Genomic DNA, 15,474 nt, shown 5'->3' with positions numbered 1-15,474 from the left:
TAATTTTCCGGATTGGTATGAGTCTTATTATTCGTCTCAGAGTTTGTAGAGGCGCTTTACGTTGATCACGAGCTCTGATATTCCGACACTTATTATTAAGCTCTGCTCTCTCTAGCAGCGCTTGATTACGTAAGTTTATACTTGTGGCTATTGGTTCGTTGATTAACTTTTCCTGAGCGTCTTGAGAGCTCTATCTCCTACTAATTTGAACTGGCTGATAAAGATGCCTCGTTTCTAATAACAAGGTTTTGTTGGTCGGTAACTCTTGCTATCTCCCTCTACTTAATAGATTAATCTACAGGCAGTTACGTGAACTCCCCGGTTATAACGGTTTATAGTTGGAACGTTGATGGCTATTTAATTGTTAATTCAACGTGACTTTAAGTGGGCATCTGTCGGCGGGTAAATATCTTTAAGCGCCTTCTCTCAAGCTGATCTCCATTTGTTCTTGAACTTCAAGGTATCACTTTTCTCTATGACTCCTCTCGAACCTCTTATAAGGACTTGTTTATAAGAATGGTAAAACTACGTACAGACACAACTAAAGTCGTTCTCCGTGTGTTTGAGAAGCCCAGTTGAGCAATTTCATGGTTAGTTGGTATTGGGCAGGTAAGTGTTTGATGAGCTTGGTTTATAGCTATTGTAGAAGTTATCTAGGGTTAAATAGCAGATACAAAAAAGCCGATGCTAGACATCGGCTTAGTTTGAGTCGCTTAGAGTTAAGCGGGTTGAACTAGAGCGAGCGCTTTACGAGAAACCTCGTGAGCTGCTTTTGTTAAGTTTTGCTTCTCTAGTGCGTCAGATAGGTATCCGTAATCTGAAACATTTGAACGAAGTGCTAGGGCTTTCTCAAAGTGGCTTTGTGCTTCCGCCCACTTCTGCTCTCTTAGATAGAACTGAGCCAACGCGCTGTGTGCTTCGGCATTACCACTGTCTTTACTGATTGCACGTTCTAGCATGACCACTACTGGGTGGTGATCGGCTAGGTTCAGCTCTGGAAGCAACATGTAGAGCTCATTTGAACCACTCTTCGCAATGTTCTCTTTGATCACTGTGAACGCTTCTGAGTCAGCTTTACGAGCGATCAGTTGCTTCACAAAGCAAGATACAAGGTGCGAACTTTGTTTCTGCTTTCTTGAAAGCTTGTTCCAATGACTGATTAAACCTTCGCTACCTTGTTGTTGAGCTACATCATGAAGTAATCCACATTGTGCTTTCTGTTCTAATTCACGTTGCTCATCAGCTGTTAGAAGCTTATTCTTAACTAATTTAGGCGTTAACTCTAGCAATGGCTGCCATAACTTCAGTTGCAAGTAAGTAGCTTTTAACAGGCCAAGCACAGCAGTGTTATTAGGGTATGTGCCTTTTAGGGTAGAAAGTGTATCGAATGCAGCTTCGTAGTTTGACTCGCTGATTTGCTGTTTAGCTTTAGTTAGCTCTACCGCAAGTAGAGAGTCGTCCTGTTGGCTAGCAAGCTCGATGTACTTATCACGCTCACTTGTATTACCTTGCTCGTGTGCCGCTTGAGAAGCGACTAAATAACAAAGTAGAGGCATGTCGTGATGATTAGCCCAGCGAGTTACTTTCTTCTCAGCGCCTTTCCAGTCACCTTCAAGCAGCTTGATGATGCCTTCATTGGTATAACGACGAGAGCGCTTCAGCTTACGAACACTGAACCAATTCCAAGTTGTCGAGCTTGCGTACATAAGCTTTTTAAATAGGTACTCTAAGCCGAATAGAGCCGCTAGAAGAGCGATGACGAAGATAACCAGTGTTGTCACGCTCATCTCAATGGTCTTATTCGCAATTGAGATCAGAACGTAGCCTTGTTGACCAGAGAACTGAGTACCAACAATTAACCCAGCACCTAGAACGAGAAAAAGAAAAATCCAACGAATCATTATTTTTCCTCCGTGGTCATAACGGTGACTTCACGACGTAGGCGCTCACGTATCACATCTGACAACTCATTTTGAGATTCAAGCTTTACAGGGTATTTCACAGAGATGTTCTGTTCACTTAGCTGTTTAATCGCTTTCTCAAATTCAATCACTGAGTTGTTATCTTGGTTTAGATAAGCTTTCGACCACTCGCTAGCGGTATTAAGAGCTGCGCTATAGAGTTCACCTTGTTCTTTGTAGACAGCGCGAATCGCGGTTTCTAATTTACCTTTGATGTTTTCACGAAGGTAGAAGTGCTGTTCTGGTGATAGTAGAGGGATAACTTCGCCATCACGACTACGGAATGTGATGAAGTTTTCTGAAAAGTCTTTCATCGACGTCATCAGGTTGTTCTGCCAGTCATTAATATCTTGAGATACGGCTTTTTTCTCAACAGCGGCAGCCTCAGGCAGGATTGCATTGGCAAGCGGCAGCGTATCGACTTGTTGTTGTAGGCTTGTGATGCGTAGAACTAAGCCATCACGGTCGATAAGAGGAATAGTGCGAAGCTTAGTAATGTCATTGGTCATTGATTGACGAAGAGAGACCAAGCTTGGGTCATTCAGTGCGGCGATACGTTGATCGGCGCTTTCCATTAGTTTGGTTGCACTAACGGCATCATGCTCGAGGAACAGTTTACGTCCTGCTAGTTTCACAAGGTAATCAGCTTCAGCAAGCAACCAGTCATTCGGGCGGCGACCTTTCACGTCAGCCACTGCTAACTGCAGGCTTTGAATGCTCTTCTGCTGTTGAGATTGCACGACCTGAGTTTTCTCCACCGCGTGTGAGGCTTCTTGGATAGTCTCTTGCTTGATGGTTTGTAGGTCTTTATTTACCGCAGATTGGGTATTTTGAAGTTGTGCTTGAAGAGCGGCTATTTGAGCCGAGTATTCAGCGCTCTTTTGCTGCATTTGAAATGCGATACCGCCACTGAAGATAATTGAAATAGCGATCGCAATAGCGCCTAGTTTGACACCGCGCTTACCTTGCTTTTCTGCTTTCTCTATTTGCTCTTTATGCTCAGCTTGAGGCTGCTCATTTTTAGCGGTATTTGAAGCAGAGGCATCAAGCTTCTGTTCAGGTTGTTTTGTCTCTGTAGAGTCAGCTTTTTCGTTTTCAACAACTACTGGCTGAGTATCTTGTTTCTTTTCAGGTTCAATATGCTCATTATTTTTTTTGCTTGTCATGCTTATTTCCTGTTTCTAGCTAGGGCCGGAGAGCAGCCAGTAATATTTGGTTCGTAGCACTGTGAGTATTGGTCACATTCGAGAAGCCGAGTTGTTGTGCTCGTTCTACAATGCGCTGGCTTGGGACAAATAGATGTCTTGTTGAAAGCCAAGCCAAATACTCATCAGGGGTAATTGAGCAGAGATACTCCAATTGTTCCTGACTAGTGATGACAACTTTGGACGTTTTTTTGTTTATCCATGTTTGATAGGTATTGTGGTCGCTAATAGGAATATATTCTCTACGGTAGGTCTCACAATAAGAGACTTGTGCACCTCGATTGAGTAGAGAATCCCTAATGAGCTCACGCCCACCATTGCCACGTAGTATCAAAATGGACTTATTTTCTACGCCATTAAGTTCAGTAAGTTTAAGAAGATGTTCACTATCACTAACTTGAGGATAGTTTACTTTTTGTTTACAGACTTTGCTTAAAACGTGCGCAGTTTTTTGACCAACGCCAAGATAAAGCGGCGAAGTAGGCCAAATGGATGAGGTTTTTGAAAGGATGCTTTGGGCAGCCGCCACGGCGTGGTGACTGACTGCAATAATGATATCGCTGTTATTAAGCTGGGTGCTTAAATCCGCAGAGTTGGGATTATCCACGATACGAATCAGCGGATGATGGATTGCTTGAACCCCTTCATCCGCTAGTTGTTGGCAAAGCGATTGTCCCTCTGAACCGGGACGAGTCACCAACACTGTCATGATTATTCTTGGTCAACGTAGAGCTTGGTTAAGATTTCTCTCGCGCCATCATCCAGCAATTGATTTGCCAGAGTCACGCCAAGTGCTTCTGCATCTTTGCGAGGGCCAGAGATCTCACCACGAACCATCTTAGAACCGTCCGGTTCACCAACTAATGCACGTAGCCAGATGTTTTCGCCATCTAATAATGAGTAGCTGCCGATAGGAACCTGACAGCCACCTTCTAGGGTAAGGTTCATTGCACGTTCGCACAGTACACGATCAGCCGTGTCTTTATGATTCAGTGGTTCAAGGAGTTTAATCAGACGCTCGTCATCAAGGCGACACTCAATACCAACAGCGCCTTGGCCAACAGCAGGGAGAGACTGCTCTGGTTCGATGAAGCTACGAATACGCTCTTCTAGCTCTAGACGTTTAAGACCTGCAGCAGCCAGTACGATCGCATCGTATTGACCATCATCGAGTTTACCTAGACGAGTACCAACGTTGCCGCGCAGCTCTTTGATGATCAGATCTGGGCGGTATTCTAACAGTTGGCATTGGCGACGCAGACTGCACGTACCCACGACAGCACCTTGTGGGAGTTCGTCGATGTTGTTGTAAGTGTTTGATACGAAAGCGTCACGCGGATCTTCGCGCTCACAAATTGTTACCAGACCTAGACCTTCAGGGAAGTCGACAGGTACATCTTTCATTGAGTGAACGGCTAGGTCAGCACGACCTTCTAGCATGGCTACTTCAAGTTCTTTAACGAACAGTCCTTTACCACCCACTTTAGCAAGCGGAGTGTCTAGGATGATGTCACCTTTGGTCACCATAGTTACCAACTCAACCTCTAAACCAGGGTGAGCAGCTTGCAGTGCATCCCTTACAAAGTATGCCTGCCAAAGGGCAAGAGGGCTTTTTCTGGTCGCGATACGGATTGGTGCTGAATTTGTCATGGTGTTTCCGATATAGGTTCTGTAATAGCCTAATCCTACCATTATGAGGCGAGAATTCTTACTGTTTGATCATTCCATACTTTGATAGCTGAGAGATTTTCATGAGTTCACCAAAATAGTGTGATTGGTATCTCATTTGAAACATGGGCTATTATTAGAAATAGTCAATAAAGAGGACACTACGACGCCGTGAGTTTAACTTTCTGTCATCAAGGAATTGACCAGTATGACGGGTTCCTTTGCTTTACCATTAAGGGTAAAAGTGTTAAATTGATCACGTTTTGTTGCTCCTTTCGTTCAGTAACTAAACAGAACTGCACTTAACCTCAAACCAAGGACTTACCTTGCAGGCTTACACTCAAACTTTGATTCAACGATTAGACAATCTAAATCAGCAGCGCATTGATCGTGCGTTGGCGTTGATGAATGTGCAAGGCCAGCGAGTATTCAACCTTATTCCCGCACTGCTTCACTTCAATCACCCGATGATGCCTGGTTATTATGACCAACAAGTTCCTTTTGGAATTCGTAGCTTCACGCTTAATGAATTCCAAAAGCAATTTGTCTCTGATACCGAATTAACGCTGGGTGGCAAACTCACCGAAGCTGATGAACCTGCAATCCTTGGCTTGTACACCATGGGTAGTACTTCTTCTATTGGTCAAAGCACTTCAAGTGATCTTGATATCTGGGTGTGTGTTTCCCCGGATATGGATGGCGCATCTCGCGATAGCCTAACCAACAAGTGTCTCTTGATTACTGATTGGGCTGAAACCTTAGGGGTTGAAGCGAACTTCTTCTTGATGGATGAAGAGCGTTTCCGTTCGAACCATTCAGAAGAGATGACAGGCGATAACTGTGGTTCTTCACAGCATTTATTATTGCTTGATGAGTTCTATCGCTCTGCGGTTCGTTTAGCTGGTCAGCGTTTGTTGTGGCAAATCATTCCGCCAGAAATGGAAGAGTGTTACGACGAGTATGTTCAAGGTTTGTGTCAGGATGGTTATCTTGATTGCTCGCAGTGGATCGATTTCGGCAAGCTGAATCGTATTCCCGCTGAAGAGTACTTTGGTTCAAACCTGTGGCAGCTCTATAAGAGTATCGACTCACCGTATAAATCGGTTTTGAAGGCGATCCTGTTAGAGGCCTATTCGTGGGAATACCCAAACACCCAACTGCTGAGTATTGATACCAAGCGCCGCTTCTTTGCGGATGAACCGGATCTGTATGGCATGGATAGCTACTATCTGATGCTTGAAAAGGTAACGCGCTATCTAGAACGCATTAACGACCACACTCGATTGGACTTGGTAAGACGCTGTTTTTATCTTAAGACCCACGAGAAGCTGTCACGAGATGCGGGCATTGGTTCTGTTGCGTGGCGTCGTGAAGCCTTGACTGAGATGACTAAGTCTTGGAATTGGGGACATGAAACCATTGCTGAGCTCGATAACCGCCGTAACTGGAAGGTTGAGCAGGTTAAAGTGGTGCACCATGCACTGCTTGATGCCTTGATGCTGAGCTACCGTAATCTGATTCAATTTGCGCGTCGTAACGACATCACTTCGGCAATCAGCCCACAAGATATCAGTATCTTGGCACGTAAGCTTTACGCTGCGTTTGAGGTATTGCCAGGTAAAGTGACACTGCTGAACCCACAAATCTCTCCGGATCTGCATGAACCCGACTTGAGCTTCATCGAAGTTCGTCAGGGTCAGTCGAATAAAGCAGGTTGGTACTTGTATAAGCAGCCACTGGTTGCACACCGCATTCTTGGTCAGCCTTCTCTAGAGCACCATGAGTACTTGAGTAAGTTGGTAGCATGGTCGTTTTTTAATGGCTTGATTACCGAGTCGACACGTTTGCACTCTGTGGTACGTGACGCTCACATCGATATCGATAAGTTCTATCAAATGGTGAGCGACCTGCGTAATACGTTTTCTTTGCGTAAGCGTCGCCCAAGTATGCAAGCACTGGCGAGCCCGTGTGAGATAAGCCAGCTAGCGATGTTCATCAACTTTGAAAATGACCCGACGTCTGAATTAAGTGGTCGTGCATTAAAAGTGGACCTCAAGAACGCCGATATCTTCAGCTTTGGTGAGGAAGGTAAGAGCTTAGTCGGCAGTGTCGACTTAGTTTATCGTAACTCTTGGCATGAAGTACGTACGCTGCATTTCCAAGGTGATACGGCAATGCTGGATGCGCTGAAGACGGTACTTGGCAAAATGCACCAAGATGCTTTACCGCCAGAATCGGTTGATGTGTTCTGTTACAGCAAAAACCTGCGTGGTGTGATGCGTAACATGGTGTATCAACTGCTTGCTGAGTGTATCGATTTACGATTGAAACCGATTGAACCCGAGAAGCGCCGCCGCTTTAAGGCTATTCGTTTAGCTAATAAGATGTTTGGTCTGTTCTTCGAACGTCGTGGTGTGTCGGTACAGATGTTGGAAAACTCGGTCGATTTCTACCGTAGCATCTCAACCAATAAGCTCAAAGGCTCACCTTTACTGATGCTCGATAAAGAGCAAGAGTATCAGCTACCAGAAGTGGTGGATGGTTTTGCGAGTGAGGGCTTGATTCAGTTCTTTTTCGAAGATACCGACAAAGGCTTCAATATTTATGTATTGGACGAGTCGAACCAAGTTGAGGTCTACCACCAGTACAGCGGTGAAAAAGATGAGATGATCGCGAGCGTGAATTCTTTCTACACATCGGTAAAAGATGAGTCGAAGATGTCGTCTAAGTTGATTAACTTTAACCTACCTCAGTACTACCAAATCGTTCATCCTGAAGAAGGCAATTCTTACGTTGTGCCTTATCGTAACGATGCAACTTTAGCTTCTCGGAGCTCAAAGATAGTTAACATCTAGTCTTACTAAGCCCGATTGATTTTAAAAAAAGGAGTGATTGATTCACTCCTTTTTAGTTTTGCTTACAAATGATTAGACCCAATCGATCGCTTCACCTGCGTGCTTCACGCATTCTTCTTTAACCATCTCAAACAGCTCCATGCCCGTCTTTGAACATGTCCACTTGTCGTCAACTAGCTTGAAGTGAAAGCCACCAGATTTAGACGCTAACCAGATTTCTTTCATTGGTTCTTGGCGGTTAATGATGATTTGGCTGCGGTTCTCAAACTCCAGCGTCATCACGTTACCAGTCACTTCGTAATCAATATCTGCCTCTGATTCATCGATAGCTTCTTCGATGTTTTGCATCTGTATATCGACCAGCTGATGAAATTCAGTCTCGTTCATCCTTTCTATCCTATTGCTTTTCCTGAGTGTGGTGCGATTATAGGGGGCATTGAGTTAATAATCACGATATGCAAAATGAAAAAATTAATTGCTGCTCTATTTATGATGTCCGTTATTGGACTTTCTGGTTGTGGTCAAACGGGTCCTTTGTACGATCCTGATGAAGTTCAGCAAACCGAACAATCACAATAAGTGAAAACACGCAGAAATCGTTATTTATAAGGGATAAGAACTTTGGATTACTTCAACTATCAGGAAGATGGCCAGCTTTGGGCTGAGGACGTCGCACTTTCACAACTAGCAGAGCAATATGGTACACCGCTGTATGTATATTCTCGTGCAACATTAGAACGCCACTGGAATGCGTTTGATTCATCGGTTGGTGAGCATCCGCACTTGGTGTGTTATGCCGTTAAAGCTAACTCAAACCTTGGCGTGTTGAATACTTTGGCTCGTTTGGGCTCTGGCTTCGATATCGTTTCTGGCGGTGAGCTAGAGCGTGTGGTTGCTGCCGGTGGCGATCCAGCAAAAGTTGTATTCTCTGGTGTCGGTAAAACAGCCGCTGAAATGAAGCGTGCGCTTGAGTTGAACATTAAGTGTTTCAACGTAGAGTCTGAACCAGAACTAGAGCGACTGAATAAAGTAGCTGGTGAGCTTGGTGTTAAAGCGCCGATTTCACTGCGTATCAACCCAGACGTTGATGCGAACACTCACCCTTATATCTCTACTGGTCTGCGTGATAACAAGTTTGGTATCGCTTTCGACCGTGCTCCTGCTGTCTATGAGTTTGCAAAAACACTCGATAACTTGTCTATCCATGGTATTGATTGCCACATTGGTTCTCAGTTAACGGATATCGAACCTTTCATCGATGCAACCGATCGCCTGCTTGCGCTGATCGACCAGCTACGTGCTAACGGTATCAACATCAAACACCTTGATGTCGGTGGCGGTTTGGGTGTGGTTTATCGTGATGAATTACCACCACAGCCTTCTGACTACGCGAAAGCCTTATTGGCTCGCCTAGACAATCATTCTGATCTAGAGCTGATTTTCGAGCCTGGAAGAGCGATTGCTGCTAACGCTGGTGTATTATTAACGAAAGTCGAGTTCCTCAAGCCAACAGAGCACAAGAACTTTGCCATCATCGATGCAGCAATGAACGACCTAATGCGCCCAGCACTTTATCAAGCTTGGCAGGATATTGTTCCTGTTAGCCCTCGTCAGGGTGAAGCTGTGACTTACGATTTGGTTGGCCCAATCTGTGAGACAGGCGATTTCCTAGGTAAAGATCGTGACCTTGTTCTTGAAGAAGGTGATCTGCTAGCAGTTCGTTCAGCGGGTGCTTATGGCTTCGCGATGTCATCTAACTACAACACTCGTTCGCGTGCGGCTGAAGTGATGGTGGATGGCGATAAAACTCACTTGGTTCGTCAGCGTGAAGAGCTTACGAGTCTGTGGGAACTTGAAAACATTCTTCCGGAGTAATTTTAAGCGTTATGCACTTCCACTTTTCTAAAATGCATGGTTTGGGCAATGATTTCATGGTCGTGGACTGCATTACTCAAAATATTTTCTTTTCTCCAGATTTGATCCGTCGTTTGGCGGATCGTCACACTGGCGTGGGCTTTGATCAGCTACTTGTGGTTGAGGCTCCCTATGATCCAGAAACTGATTTCCATTACCGCATATTCAATGCGGATGGCAGTGAAGTGGAGCAGTGTGGCAATGGTGCACGTTGTTTTGCACGATTCGTTCGCATGAAAGGCTTAACGAATAAGTACAGCATCAACGTGAGTACCAAGAAAGGTAAAATGGTTCTCAAGATTGAAGAGAATGACCTGATCACGGTGAACATGGGCATTCCTGAGTTCGAACCCGGCAAGATTCCATTCAAGGCCAAGCAGCCAGAGAAGACGTATATCCTAAGAACGGATGTACACACCTTATTCTGTGGTGCGGTAAGCATGGGTAACCCACATGTGGTTACCGTGGTTGATGACGTCGACACGGCTGATGTGGACACCTTAGGCCCACTACTTGAATCACATGAACGTTTCCCTGAGCGTGTTAATGCTGGCTTTATGCAGGTCGTTAACCGTGAAGAAGTTCGTCTACGTGTTTACGAACGCGGCGCGGGTGAAACTCAGGCATGTGGCAGCGGAGCGTGTGGCGCAGTTGCAGTGGGTATCACTCAAGGCTTACTGGCTGAGAATGTGAAGGTTCGTCTACCAGGCGGTGACTTACACATTAGCTGGCAAGGCCCGGGTAAACCTCTGTTTATGACCGGCCCTGCAACGCATGTGTTTGATGGTCAACTTTCTTGCTAATAACGACCCAAAACAAATATATTCATAAAAATAAAGGATAGGTTTTGTCTTACGTTGAAGCCGACGCACTCACCGCAGAAGTGGTCGCGGAATATTTACGTGATAACCCAGATTTTTTCCAAGACCGAAAAGATTTGGTTGATCGCCTTGCTATCAATAACGTTGAGCAGGGCGCTGTTTCTCTGGTTGAGGTTCAGCTTAAACGCCAACGTCATCGAATCGAAGAGCTTGAAGAAGAGATCACTGGCTTGATGTCGTTGGCAGCAAATAACGATAAAACCTTCTATGAGTTTATGGATCTGCAAGCGCAAGTGCTGAAATGCAGTGACTTCATGCAGGTGATAAAAGCCGTTGAACAAAAAGCGTTAGATCTTGGGCTTAAGGCTCATGTTCGTATTCTTTCGCAATCTGGCTTTTATCAGTTGAGTGCTGAGGGTTACTCTAAGTTTTCGCTTAACCATTTCAATGGCAAAGATGCTTATCTTGGACGCTTGAGAAAAGCCGACAGACACGATTTGTTTGGTGATTATCCAGTTCCAGAGCTAGGCTCTTATGTAGTACTACCGCTTGCTAAGCAGTCTCCATTGGGTTTGCTCGCCTTTTCTAGTGAAGATGGCGGACATTTCCAACCCCATATGGATACGCTCTTTTTACGCCATTTAGCACTTGTTGTCGCTCATTTGGCGGACACCTTACCTTGGCAGATAAATAATGAGCCTAGAGCCCAAAATACCTCTTCCTAACAGCCTTCAAAAGCCACTTTCTCGCTTCTATGAATATCTCCGAAGCGAGAAGGGACTCAGCCTACACACCCAACGTAATTACAAACAACAACTTGAAACCATGGCCGGTCATTTAGTCACTCTAGGGCTAAAGGATTGGGGTCAAGTCGATGCGGCGTGGGTCAGACAACTGGCCAGTAAAGGCATGCGTGAGGGAATGAAAGCGAGCAGCATTGCAACGCGCTTATCGTCACTGCGCAGCTTCTTTGATTTCCTTGTGTTGCGTGGCGAAATGACCGCCAATCCAGCCAAAGGTGTCTCTGCACCTCGCAAACAACGCCCTTTGCCTAAAAACCTCGATGTTGATGAAGTGGGTCAACTGCTTGATGTGAATGAGGACGATCCATTGTCGATTCGTGATCGAGCGATGATGGAGGTGATGTATGGTGCTGGATTACGACTGGCAGAACTGGTCGGCATCAATCTGAAAGATGTGTTGGGTCGACAAGGCGAAATCCGAGTGATTGGTAAAGGCGACAAAGAACGCAAAGCGCCTTTTTCTGGTTTAGCTAAAGAGTGGGTCGATAAATGGCTCAAAGTTCGTGGTGAATTGGCTTCACCGGGTGAAACCGCGCTGTTTGTCTCTAAGCTCGGGACTCGTATCTCTCACCGCAGCGTGCAAAAGCGCATGGAAGAGTGGGGCAAGAAGCAATCTGTCGCGAGCCACATCAGCCCGCATAAACTGCGTCACTCCTTTGCAACGCATGTGCTGGAATCGAGCCAAAATCTTCGTGCTGTGCAAGAGTTGCTTGGCCATGAAAACATCTCGACGACCCAAGTGTATACCCACTTAGATTTCCAACACTTAGCACAAGCTTATGATCAGGCTCACCCGAGAGCTCGTAAGAAGAATAAAGATTAGATTAAAGGGTTTACTATGCGAATTTATCGAGGGTTAAAGCCCATCAAAGCCATGACCTTTGACTTGGATGACACCCTGTATGACAACTGGCCTGTGATCATGAAGGTTGAGAAAGAGATGGCACAGTGGCTTTATCAAAAGCACTCAGTGTCGGCTTCTTTATCGCTTGAAGAGTGGCAGGGCATTAAGCAGCAAGTCGCATCTGAAAACCCAGCTTTGAAACATGATGTCACCGTGTGGCGTGAAACTCAGATTAAGAGTGGTTTGCTGCAATTGGGTTACTCTCTGCAGCAAGCAGAGCAAGCGGCTCGAGAGGGCATTGAGCATGCCTTGTGGTTGCGTAATCAAGTCGATGTCCCTCAAGAAACGCATCGAGTGATGACTGAACTTAGCCAACGTATACCTCTGGTTGCGATTACCAATGGCAATGTCGATCCACACAAAATTGGCTTAGGGCTGTACTTTCAATTAATCCTTAAAGCCGGCCCTGATGGCAGAGCAAAACCCTATCCAGATATGTTTGAAAAAGCTCAGCAACACCTAGGTTGTGACGCTGAGAATATTCTTCATGTTGGCGATCACCTCAAAACGGATGTCTATGGAGCCAAGCAAAATGGCTTCCAAGCGTGCTGGTTTAATGACACTGGTTCCAATTTATACCGCTCCCCGAAGGCGAGTGTGCTCCCTGATGTTGAAATAGACCAACTTAGCGATCTTATGCGACTAATTTAATGGCTCGGTAAGCTTATTGTGTCGCATTTATGCTATTGAATTGTTACATTAGTCGCCTATAAAAGCCTGATTAGGCTAGGATAATTGGCGACTACTTTTTATCGATTCATTTCAGTCATAGCAGTGGTTGCGGGTTGTTACTTCACTCGATTTTGAACAAGGGTTGGCATGCAAACATTTACATTTCTCGCAAATACTGAGGCGTTATTTAGAGCTCAATTTGATCAGCGAGAATGGTGTGACAGCAAACAGTACCTTATTCAAATTTTCTCAGCTCAATCTTCAGATCTAGCTCGTCAAATCGCGGGTGTTGCCCTCAATCGTTTAAATAATGCGACGCTAATTGGCCAGAGTGCTCGTCATGTTATCTGTGATAATTGCCTTGAAAGTGCATGCACCTTAGTCATCATCAGTGAGTTCAACGAAACCCATCTAACCTCTGCGGTCCAGCCTTTTTCCGGCAATCCAAATCAAGACAGCCAAGACTTAGCTTTTCAGCTGCGCCTTACAGAAGAAACCAAAACGGTCATCAGCTTGTGCGATCAGGTTGAAGGGCGTGATTATCCTATTTATAGCGCTTTTGAAAATTTGCCTTACGCCTTGCCGATAGCTGGTGGACTGTGCCATGAGAATGAATTTGGCCGTTGGGTTATGTATAACGAGCAAACCTACCAGCACGCCTGTGTTGCTGTGGCTCTGACTAACCCAAGATTGAAGGTTTGGTCGGACGCGTACTCTGAGTGGAACCCGATTGGGATGAAGCTACGAGTCACACACGCAATCGGAAATCGCTTATACGCATTGAACGACAAGCCGGCTATTGAAGTATTCAAACATTACCTTGCGGATGGCAAAGACCTTCCTTTTAGTCAACTGATGAGCTTTCCACTTTATCGAGAACTTGGCAGAAAGAAGGGTATCTCGACGCCGCTACGTATTAATGATGATGGCAGTATTGAGTTTGATAGCCCTTGGCATGTCGGTGAAGAGGCGCAGTTTTGTTATAACCACCCATCGCTCACTGCAGAAAAGGTGCACCACGGTGCCGAGATGCTAGCCATGCATCAGCCTGAATCGGTGATCATTTATAACTGCGTATCTCGACTTGAATTTATCGACAGTAAACTTGAGCTCAAGCCATTTGAAGGGATAGTGAATACATGTGGTGCCTACTGCATGGGGGAGCTATACCGTAATGAAGACCGCCAAGAGATACTGCACCACAGCTTGACTTATATCGCTATGCGCGAGTCTGACGAGATTAAAGAGTTTCATTGCGAAGACTTTCAGTGTGGCTCAACCGTGTCGCCATTGCTTAACCTAGTCAGAAATGCAGTCGCTGATCTCGACAGTATGAATACTCAGATGGAAAAGAAACTCCATCAACAAGCGCGTCGCTTAACCGAAAGCTATCGCATTGACTCGCGTACTGGTTTGCCGAACCGTATCGTACTGAAAGAGCGCCTCAATACGATTCTGTTCAGTGAACATCTGCTGACCTTAAAGCTAACCAACTTCCATCAGGTTAACGAGAAGTATGGTTATCAAGTGGGGGATCAGCTGCTACTCGATCTGTCTAATCACTTTATCGAGCGATTACAGCTTCGTGTGGTTAAAGAGCCTCGCGTGAAGGTAGAGCTATTCAGTATTGGTGTTGGAGAGTGGGCGATTATCTTCAATGCTAGTGTTGGTAGTACGAAAATAAAAGAAGGTTTCGTTGAGTTCGCCGATGACATCGAACACATAAATTTTGAGCCATATGGTTTGGCTGATATTGATTACCTGTCAGTTTCTCTGTGTGGCGGCTTTGCTAGTCGTTGTGACTTCTTAACCGACAGTGGTGACCAGATCTTATTGAAAGCGATCGAAGCTCGACGCTATGGAGTACGTAACAATACCCACATCACCAATGCCAAAGATATTCAGGTGAGCGAAGAGGACCGCAAAGAGCAACTCGGTTGGTTGAGTTGTGTAAGTCGTGCGATTCTAGATCAGAACATCATCACCTATTCCCAGCCGATTGTGGAGTCGGTTACGCACGAAATGATTGGCCAAGAGTGCTTGGTCAGAATCATGGAGTCAGACGGTACCATTGTGCCACCAGGTAAGTTCTTACCTATCATTGCCGACACGCACCTTTACACTCGCCTCAGCCGACACATGATTAAGAACACCATAGGTTATATGGCGGATAAGCAAAGCCCATTTTCTATCAACCTATCCCCGCAAGATTTGTTGAGCGACAAGACGCTTGAGGTGCTCGAGACCGCCATCAGTGCTATGAACGATCCCACTCGACTTGGCCTAGAGGTTCTCGAGTCTGAGCAGATTAAAGATTATGGTCGCATGATTGAGGTGTGTGATCACTTCCGTGCTCTCGGGGCGAGAATCATTGTTGATGACTTTGGCTCTGGTTACTCCAACATCGAGGAAATCATTAAGCTTGAGCCACAGATCATTAAGCTCGACGGTAGCTTGATTCGTAATATCGACAAAGATCAAAAACAAAGAAACATAGCCTCTCAGTTGATTCGTTTGTGCCAAGTGTTCAATGCCAAAACGGTCGCTGAATTTGTCCATAACCAACAGGTTTGTGAGATAGCAGAGCAAATGGGTGTCGATTATCTGCAGGGTTACTACTTCGGTGAGCCTAAGCGACTGTTTTAGCAGTTAAAGCTTCCCGCATTGTGTA

General features: G+C 45.4%; 13 protein-coding genes. 8 read left to right on the top strand and 5 right to left on the bottom strand.

Features of this window, described 5'->3' with window-relative positions:
- Nucleotides 1-719: 719 nt before the first annotated feature.
- Genes AB4329_RS14770 through hemC form a run of 4 tightly spaced genes read right to left on the bottom strand, consistent with a single transcriptional unit; the run spans nt 720 to nt 4,816 of the window.
- On the bottom strand, nt 720-1,901 hold the full coding sequence (locus tag AB4329_RS14770; protein WP_017063752.1) for a heme biosynthesis protein HemY: 1,182 nt from the start codon (nt 1,899-1,901) through the stop codon (nt 720-722).
- On the bottom strand, nt 1,901-3,127 hold the full coding sequence (locus AB4329_RS14765; RefSeq protein ID WP_065584265.1) for a uroporphyrinogen-III C-methyltransferase: 1,227 nt from the start codon (nt 3,125-3,127) through the stop codon (nt 1,901-1,903). Before AB4329_RS14765 ends, AB4329_RS14770 begins: the two co-directional genes overlap by 1 nt.
- A gap of 19 nt (nt 3,128-3,146) precedes the next feature.
- Complete coding sequence (locus AB4329_RS14760; RefSeq protein WP_017061007.1) at nt 3,147-3,875, bottom strand: uroporphyrinogen-III synthase; 729 nt, start codon at nt 3,873-3,875, stop codon at nt 3,147-3,149.
- A 2-nt stretch (nt 3,876-3,877) separates the two neighbouring features.
- Nucleotides 3,878-4,816, bottom strand: coding sequence for a hydroxymethylbilane synthase (hemC, locus tag AB4329_RS14755; protein WP_017061008.1), 939 nt, complete (start codon nt 4,814-4,816; stop codon nt 3,878-3,880).
- Nucleotides 4,817-5,160: 344 nt separating this feature from the next.
- Between hemC and AB4329_RS14750 the strand changes: the two genes are divergently transcribed.
- Nucleotides 5,161-7,689, top strand: coding sequence for a class I adenylate cyclase (locus AB4329_RS14750; RefSeq protein ID WP_017063755.1), 2,529 nt, complete (start codon nt 5,161-5,163; stop codon nt 7,687-7,689).
- A gap of 72 nt (nt 7,690-7,761) precedes the next feature.
- Here AB4329_RS14750 and cyaY read toward each other — a convergent pair whose 3' ends face one another.
- Nucleotides 7,762-8,076: an iron donor protein CyaY gene (gene cyaY / locus AB4329_RS14745; protein ID WP_017061010.1), complete on the bottom strand. Its 315-nt coding sequence runs from the start codon at nt 8,074-8,076 to the stop codon at nt 7,762-7,764.
- 75 nt (nt 8,077-8,151) lie between these two features.
- On the opposite strand from cyaY, the gene lptM reads away from it, so the two are divergent.
- The 7 genes from lptM to AB4329_RS14710 all read left to right on the top strand — a co-directional run bounded on the left by lptM (nt 8,152) and on the right by AB4329_RS14710 (nt 15,449).
- Nucleotides 8,152-8,268: an LPS translocon maturation chaperone LptM gene (gene lptM / locus AB4329_RS22520; RefSeq protein WP_017063757.1), complete on the top strand. Its 117-nt coding sequence runs from the start codon at nt 8,152-8,154 to the stop codon at nt 8,266-8,268.
- A 42-nt stretch (nt 8,269-8,310) separates the two neighbouring features.
- Nucleotides 8,311-9,564, top strand: a complete 1,254-nt coding sequence (gene lysA, locus AB4329_RS14735) for a diaminopimelate decarboxylase (RefSeq protein ID WP_017061012.1) — start codon at nt 8,311-8,313, stop codon at nt 9,562-9,564.
- 11 nt (nt 9,565-9,575) lie between these two features.
- On the top strand, nt 9,576-10,406 hold the full coding sequence (dapF, locus tag AB4329_RS14730) for a diaminopimelate epimerase (protein ID WP_017061013.1): 831 nt from the start codon (nt 9,576-9,578) through the stop codon (nt 10,404-10,406).
- Between the two features lie 44 nt (nt 10,407-10,450).
- Complete coding sequence (locus AB4329_RS14725) at nt 10,451-11,149, top strand: DUF484 family protein (RefSeq protein WP_017061014.1); 699 nt, start codon at nt 10,451-10,453, stop codon at nt 11,147-11,149.
- Nucleotides 11,118-12,050: a tyrosine recombinase XerC gene (gene xerC, locus AB4329_RS14720; RefSeq protein ID WP_017061015.1), complete on the top strand. Its 933-nt coding sequence runs from the start codon at nt 11,118-11,120 to the stop codon at nt 12,048-12,050. The genes AB4329_RS14725 and xerC overlap by 32 nt, the downstream gene beginning before the upstream one ends.
- 15 nt (nt 12,051-12,065) lie before the next feature.
- Nucleotides 12,066-12,782 (top strand): 5-amino-6-(5-phospho-D-ribitylamino)uracil phosphatase YigB, encoded by a 717-nt coding sequence (yigB, locus tag AB4329_RS14715; RefSeq protein WP_371725446.1) that lies wholly within the window; start codon nt 12,066-12,068, stop codon nt 12,780-12,782.
- Between the two features lie 168 nt (nt 12,783-12,950).
- Complete coding sequence (locus AB4329_RS14710; protein WP_017061017.1) at nt 12,951-15,449, top strand: EAL domain-containing protein; 2,499 nt, start codon at nt 12,951-12,953, stop codon at nt 15,447-15,449.
- Nucleotides 15,450-15,474 lie beyond the last annotated feature (25 nt).

The sequence above is a fragment of the Vibrio sp. 10N.261.54.A5 genome (assembly GCF_041471145.1).
GTDB lineage: Bacteria > Pseudomonadota > Gammaproteobacteria > Enterobacterales > Vibrionaceae > Vibrio > Vibrio crassostreae_C.
Note: the sequence above shows the minus strand (reverse complement) of the source record. Positions and strands in the feature narration are given on the sequence as shown.

Excerpts from the sequence above, each read along its gene's own strand:
- AB4329_RS14770 (WP_017063752.1), bottom strand. The coding sequence starts at position 1,901 with ATGATTCGTTGGATTTTTCTTTTTCTCGTTCTAGGTGCTGGGTTAATT.
- AB4329_RS14765 (WP_065584265.1), bottom strand. The coding sequence starts at position 3,127 with ATGACAAGCAAAAAAAATAATGAGCATATTGAACCTGAAAAGAAACAA.
- AB4329_RS14760 (WP_017061007.1), bottom strand. The coding sequence starts at position 3,875 with ATGACAGTGTTGGTGACTCGTCCCGGTTCAGAGGGACAATCGCTTTGC.
- hemC (WP_017061008.1), bottom strand. The coding sequence starts at position 4,816 with ATGACAAATTCAGCACCAATCCGTATCGCGACCAGAAAAAGCCCTCTT.
- cyaY (WP_017061010.1), bottom strand. The coding sequence starts at position 8,076 with ATGAACGAGACTGAATTTCATCAGCTGGTCGATATACAGATGCAAAAC.
- lptM (WP_017063757.1), top strand. The coding sequence starts at position 8,152 with ATGAAAAAATTAATTGCTGCTCTATTTATGATGTCCGTTATTGGACTT.
- dapF (WP_017061013.1), top strand. The coding sequence starts at position 9,576 with ATGCACTTCCACTTTTCTAAAATGCATGGTTTGGGCAATGATTTCATG.
- xerC (WP_017061015.1), top strand. The coding sequence starts at position 11,118 with ATGAGCCTAGAGCCCAAAATACCTCTTCCTAACAGCCTTCAAAAGCCA.
- yigB (WP_371725446.1), top strand. The coding sequence starts at position 12,066 with ATGCGAATTTATCGAGGGTTAAAGCCCATCAAAGCCATGACCTTTGAC.
- AB4329_RS14710 (WP_017061017.1), top strand. The coding sequence starts at position 12,951 with ATGCAAACATTTACATTTCTCGCAAATACTGAGGCGTTATTTAGAGCT.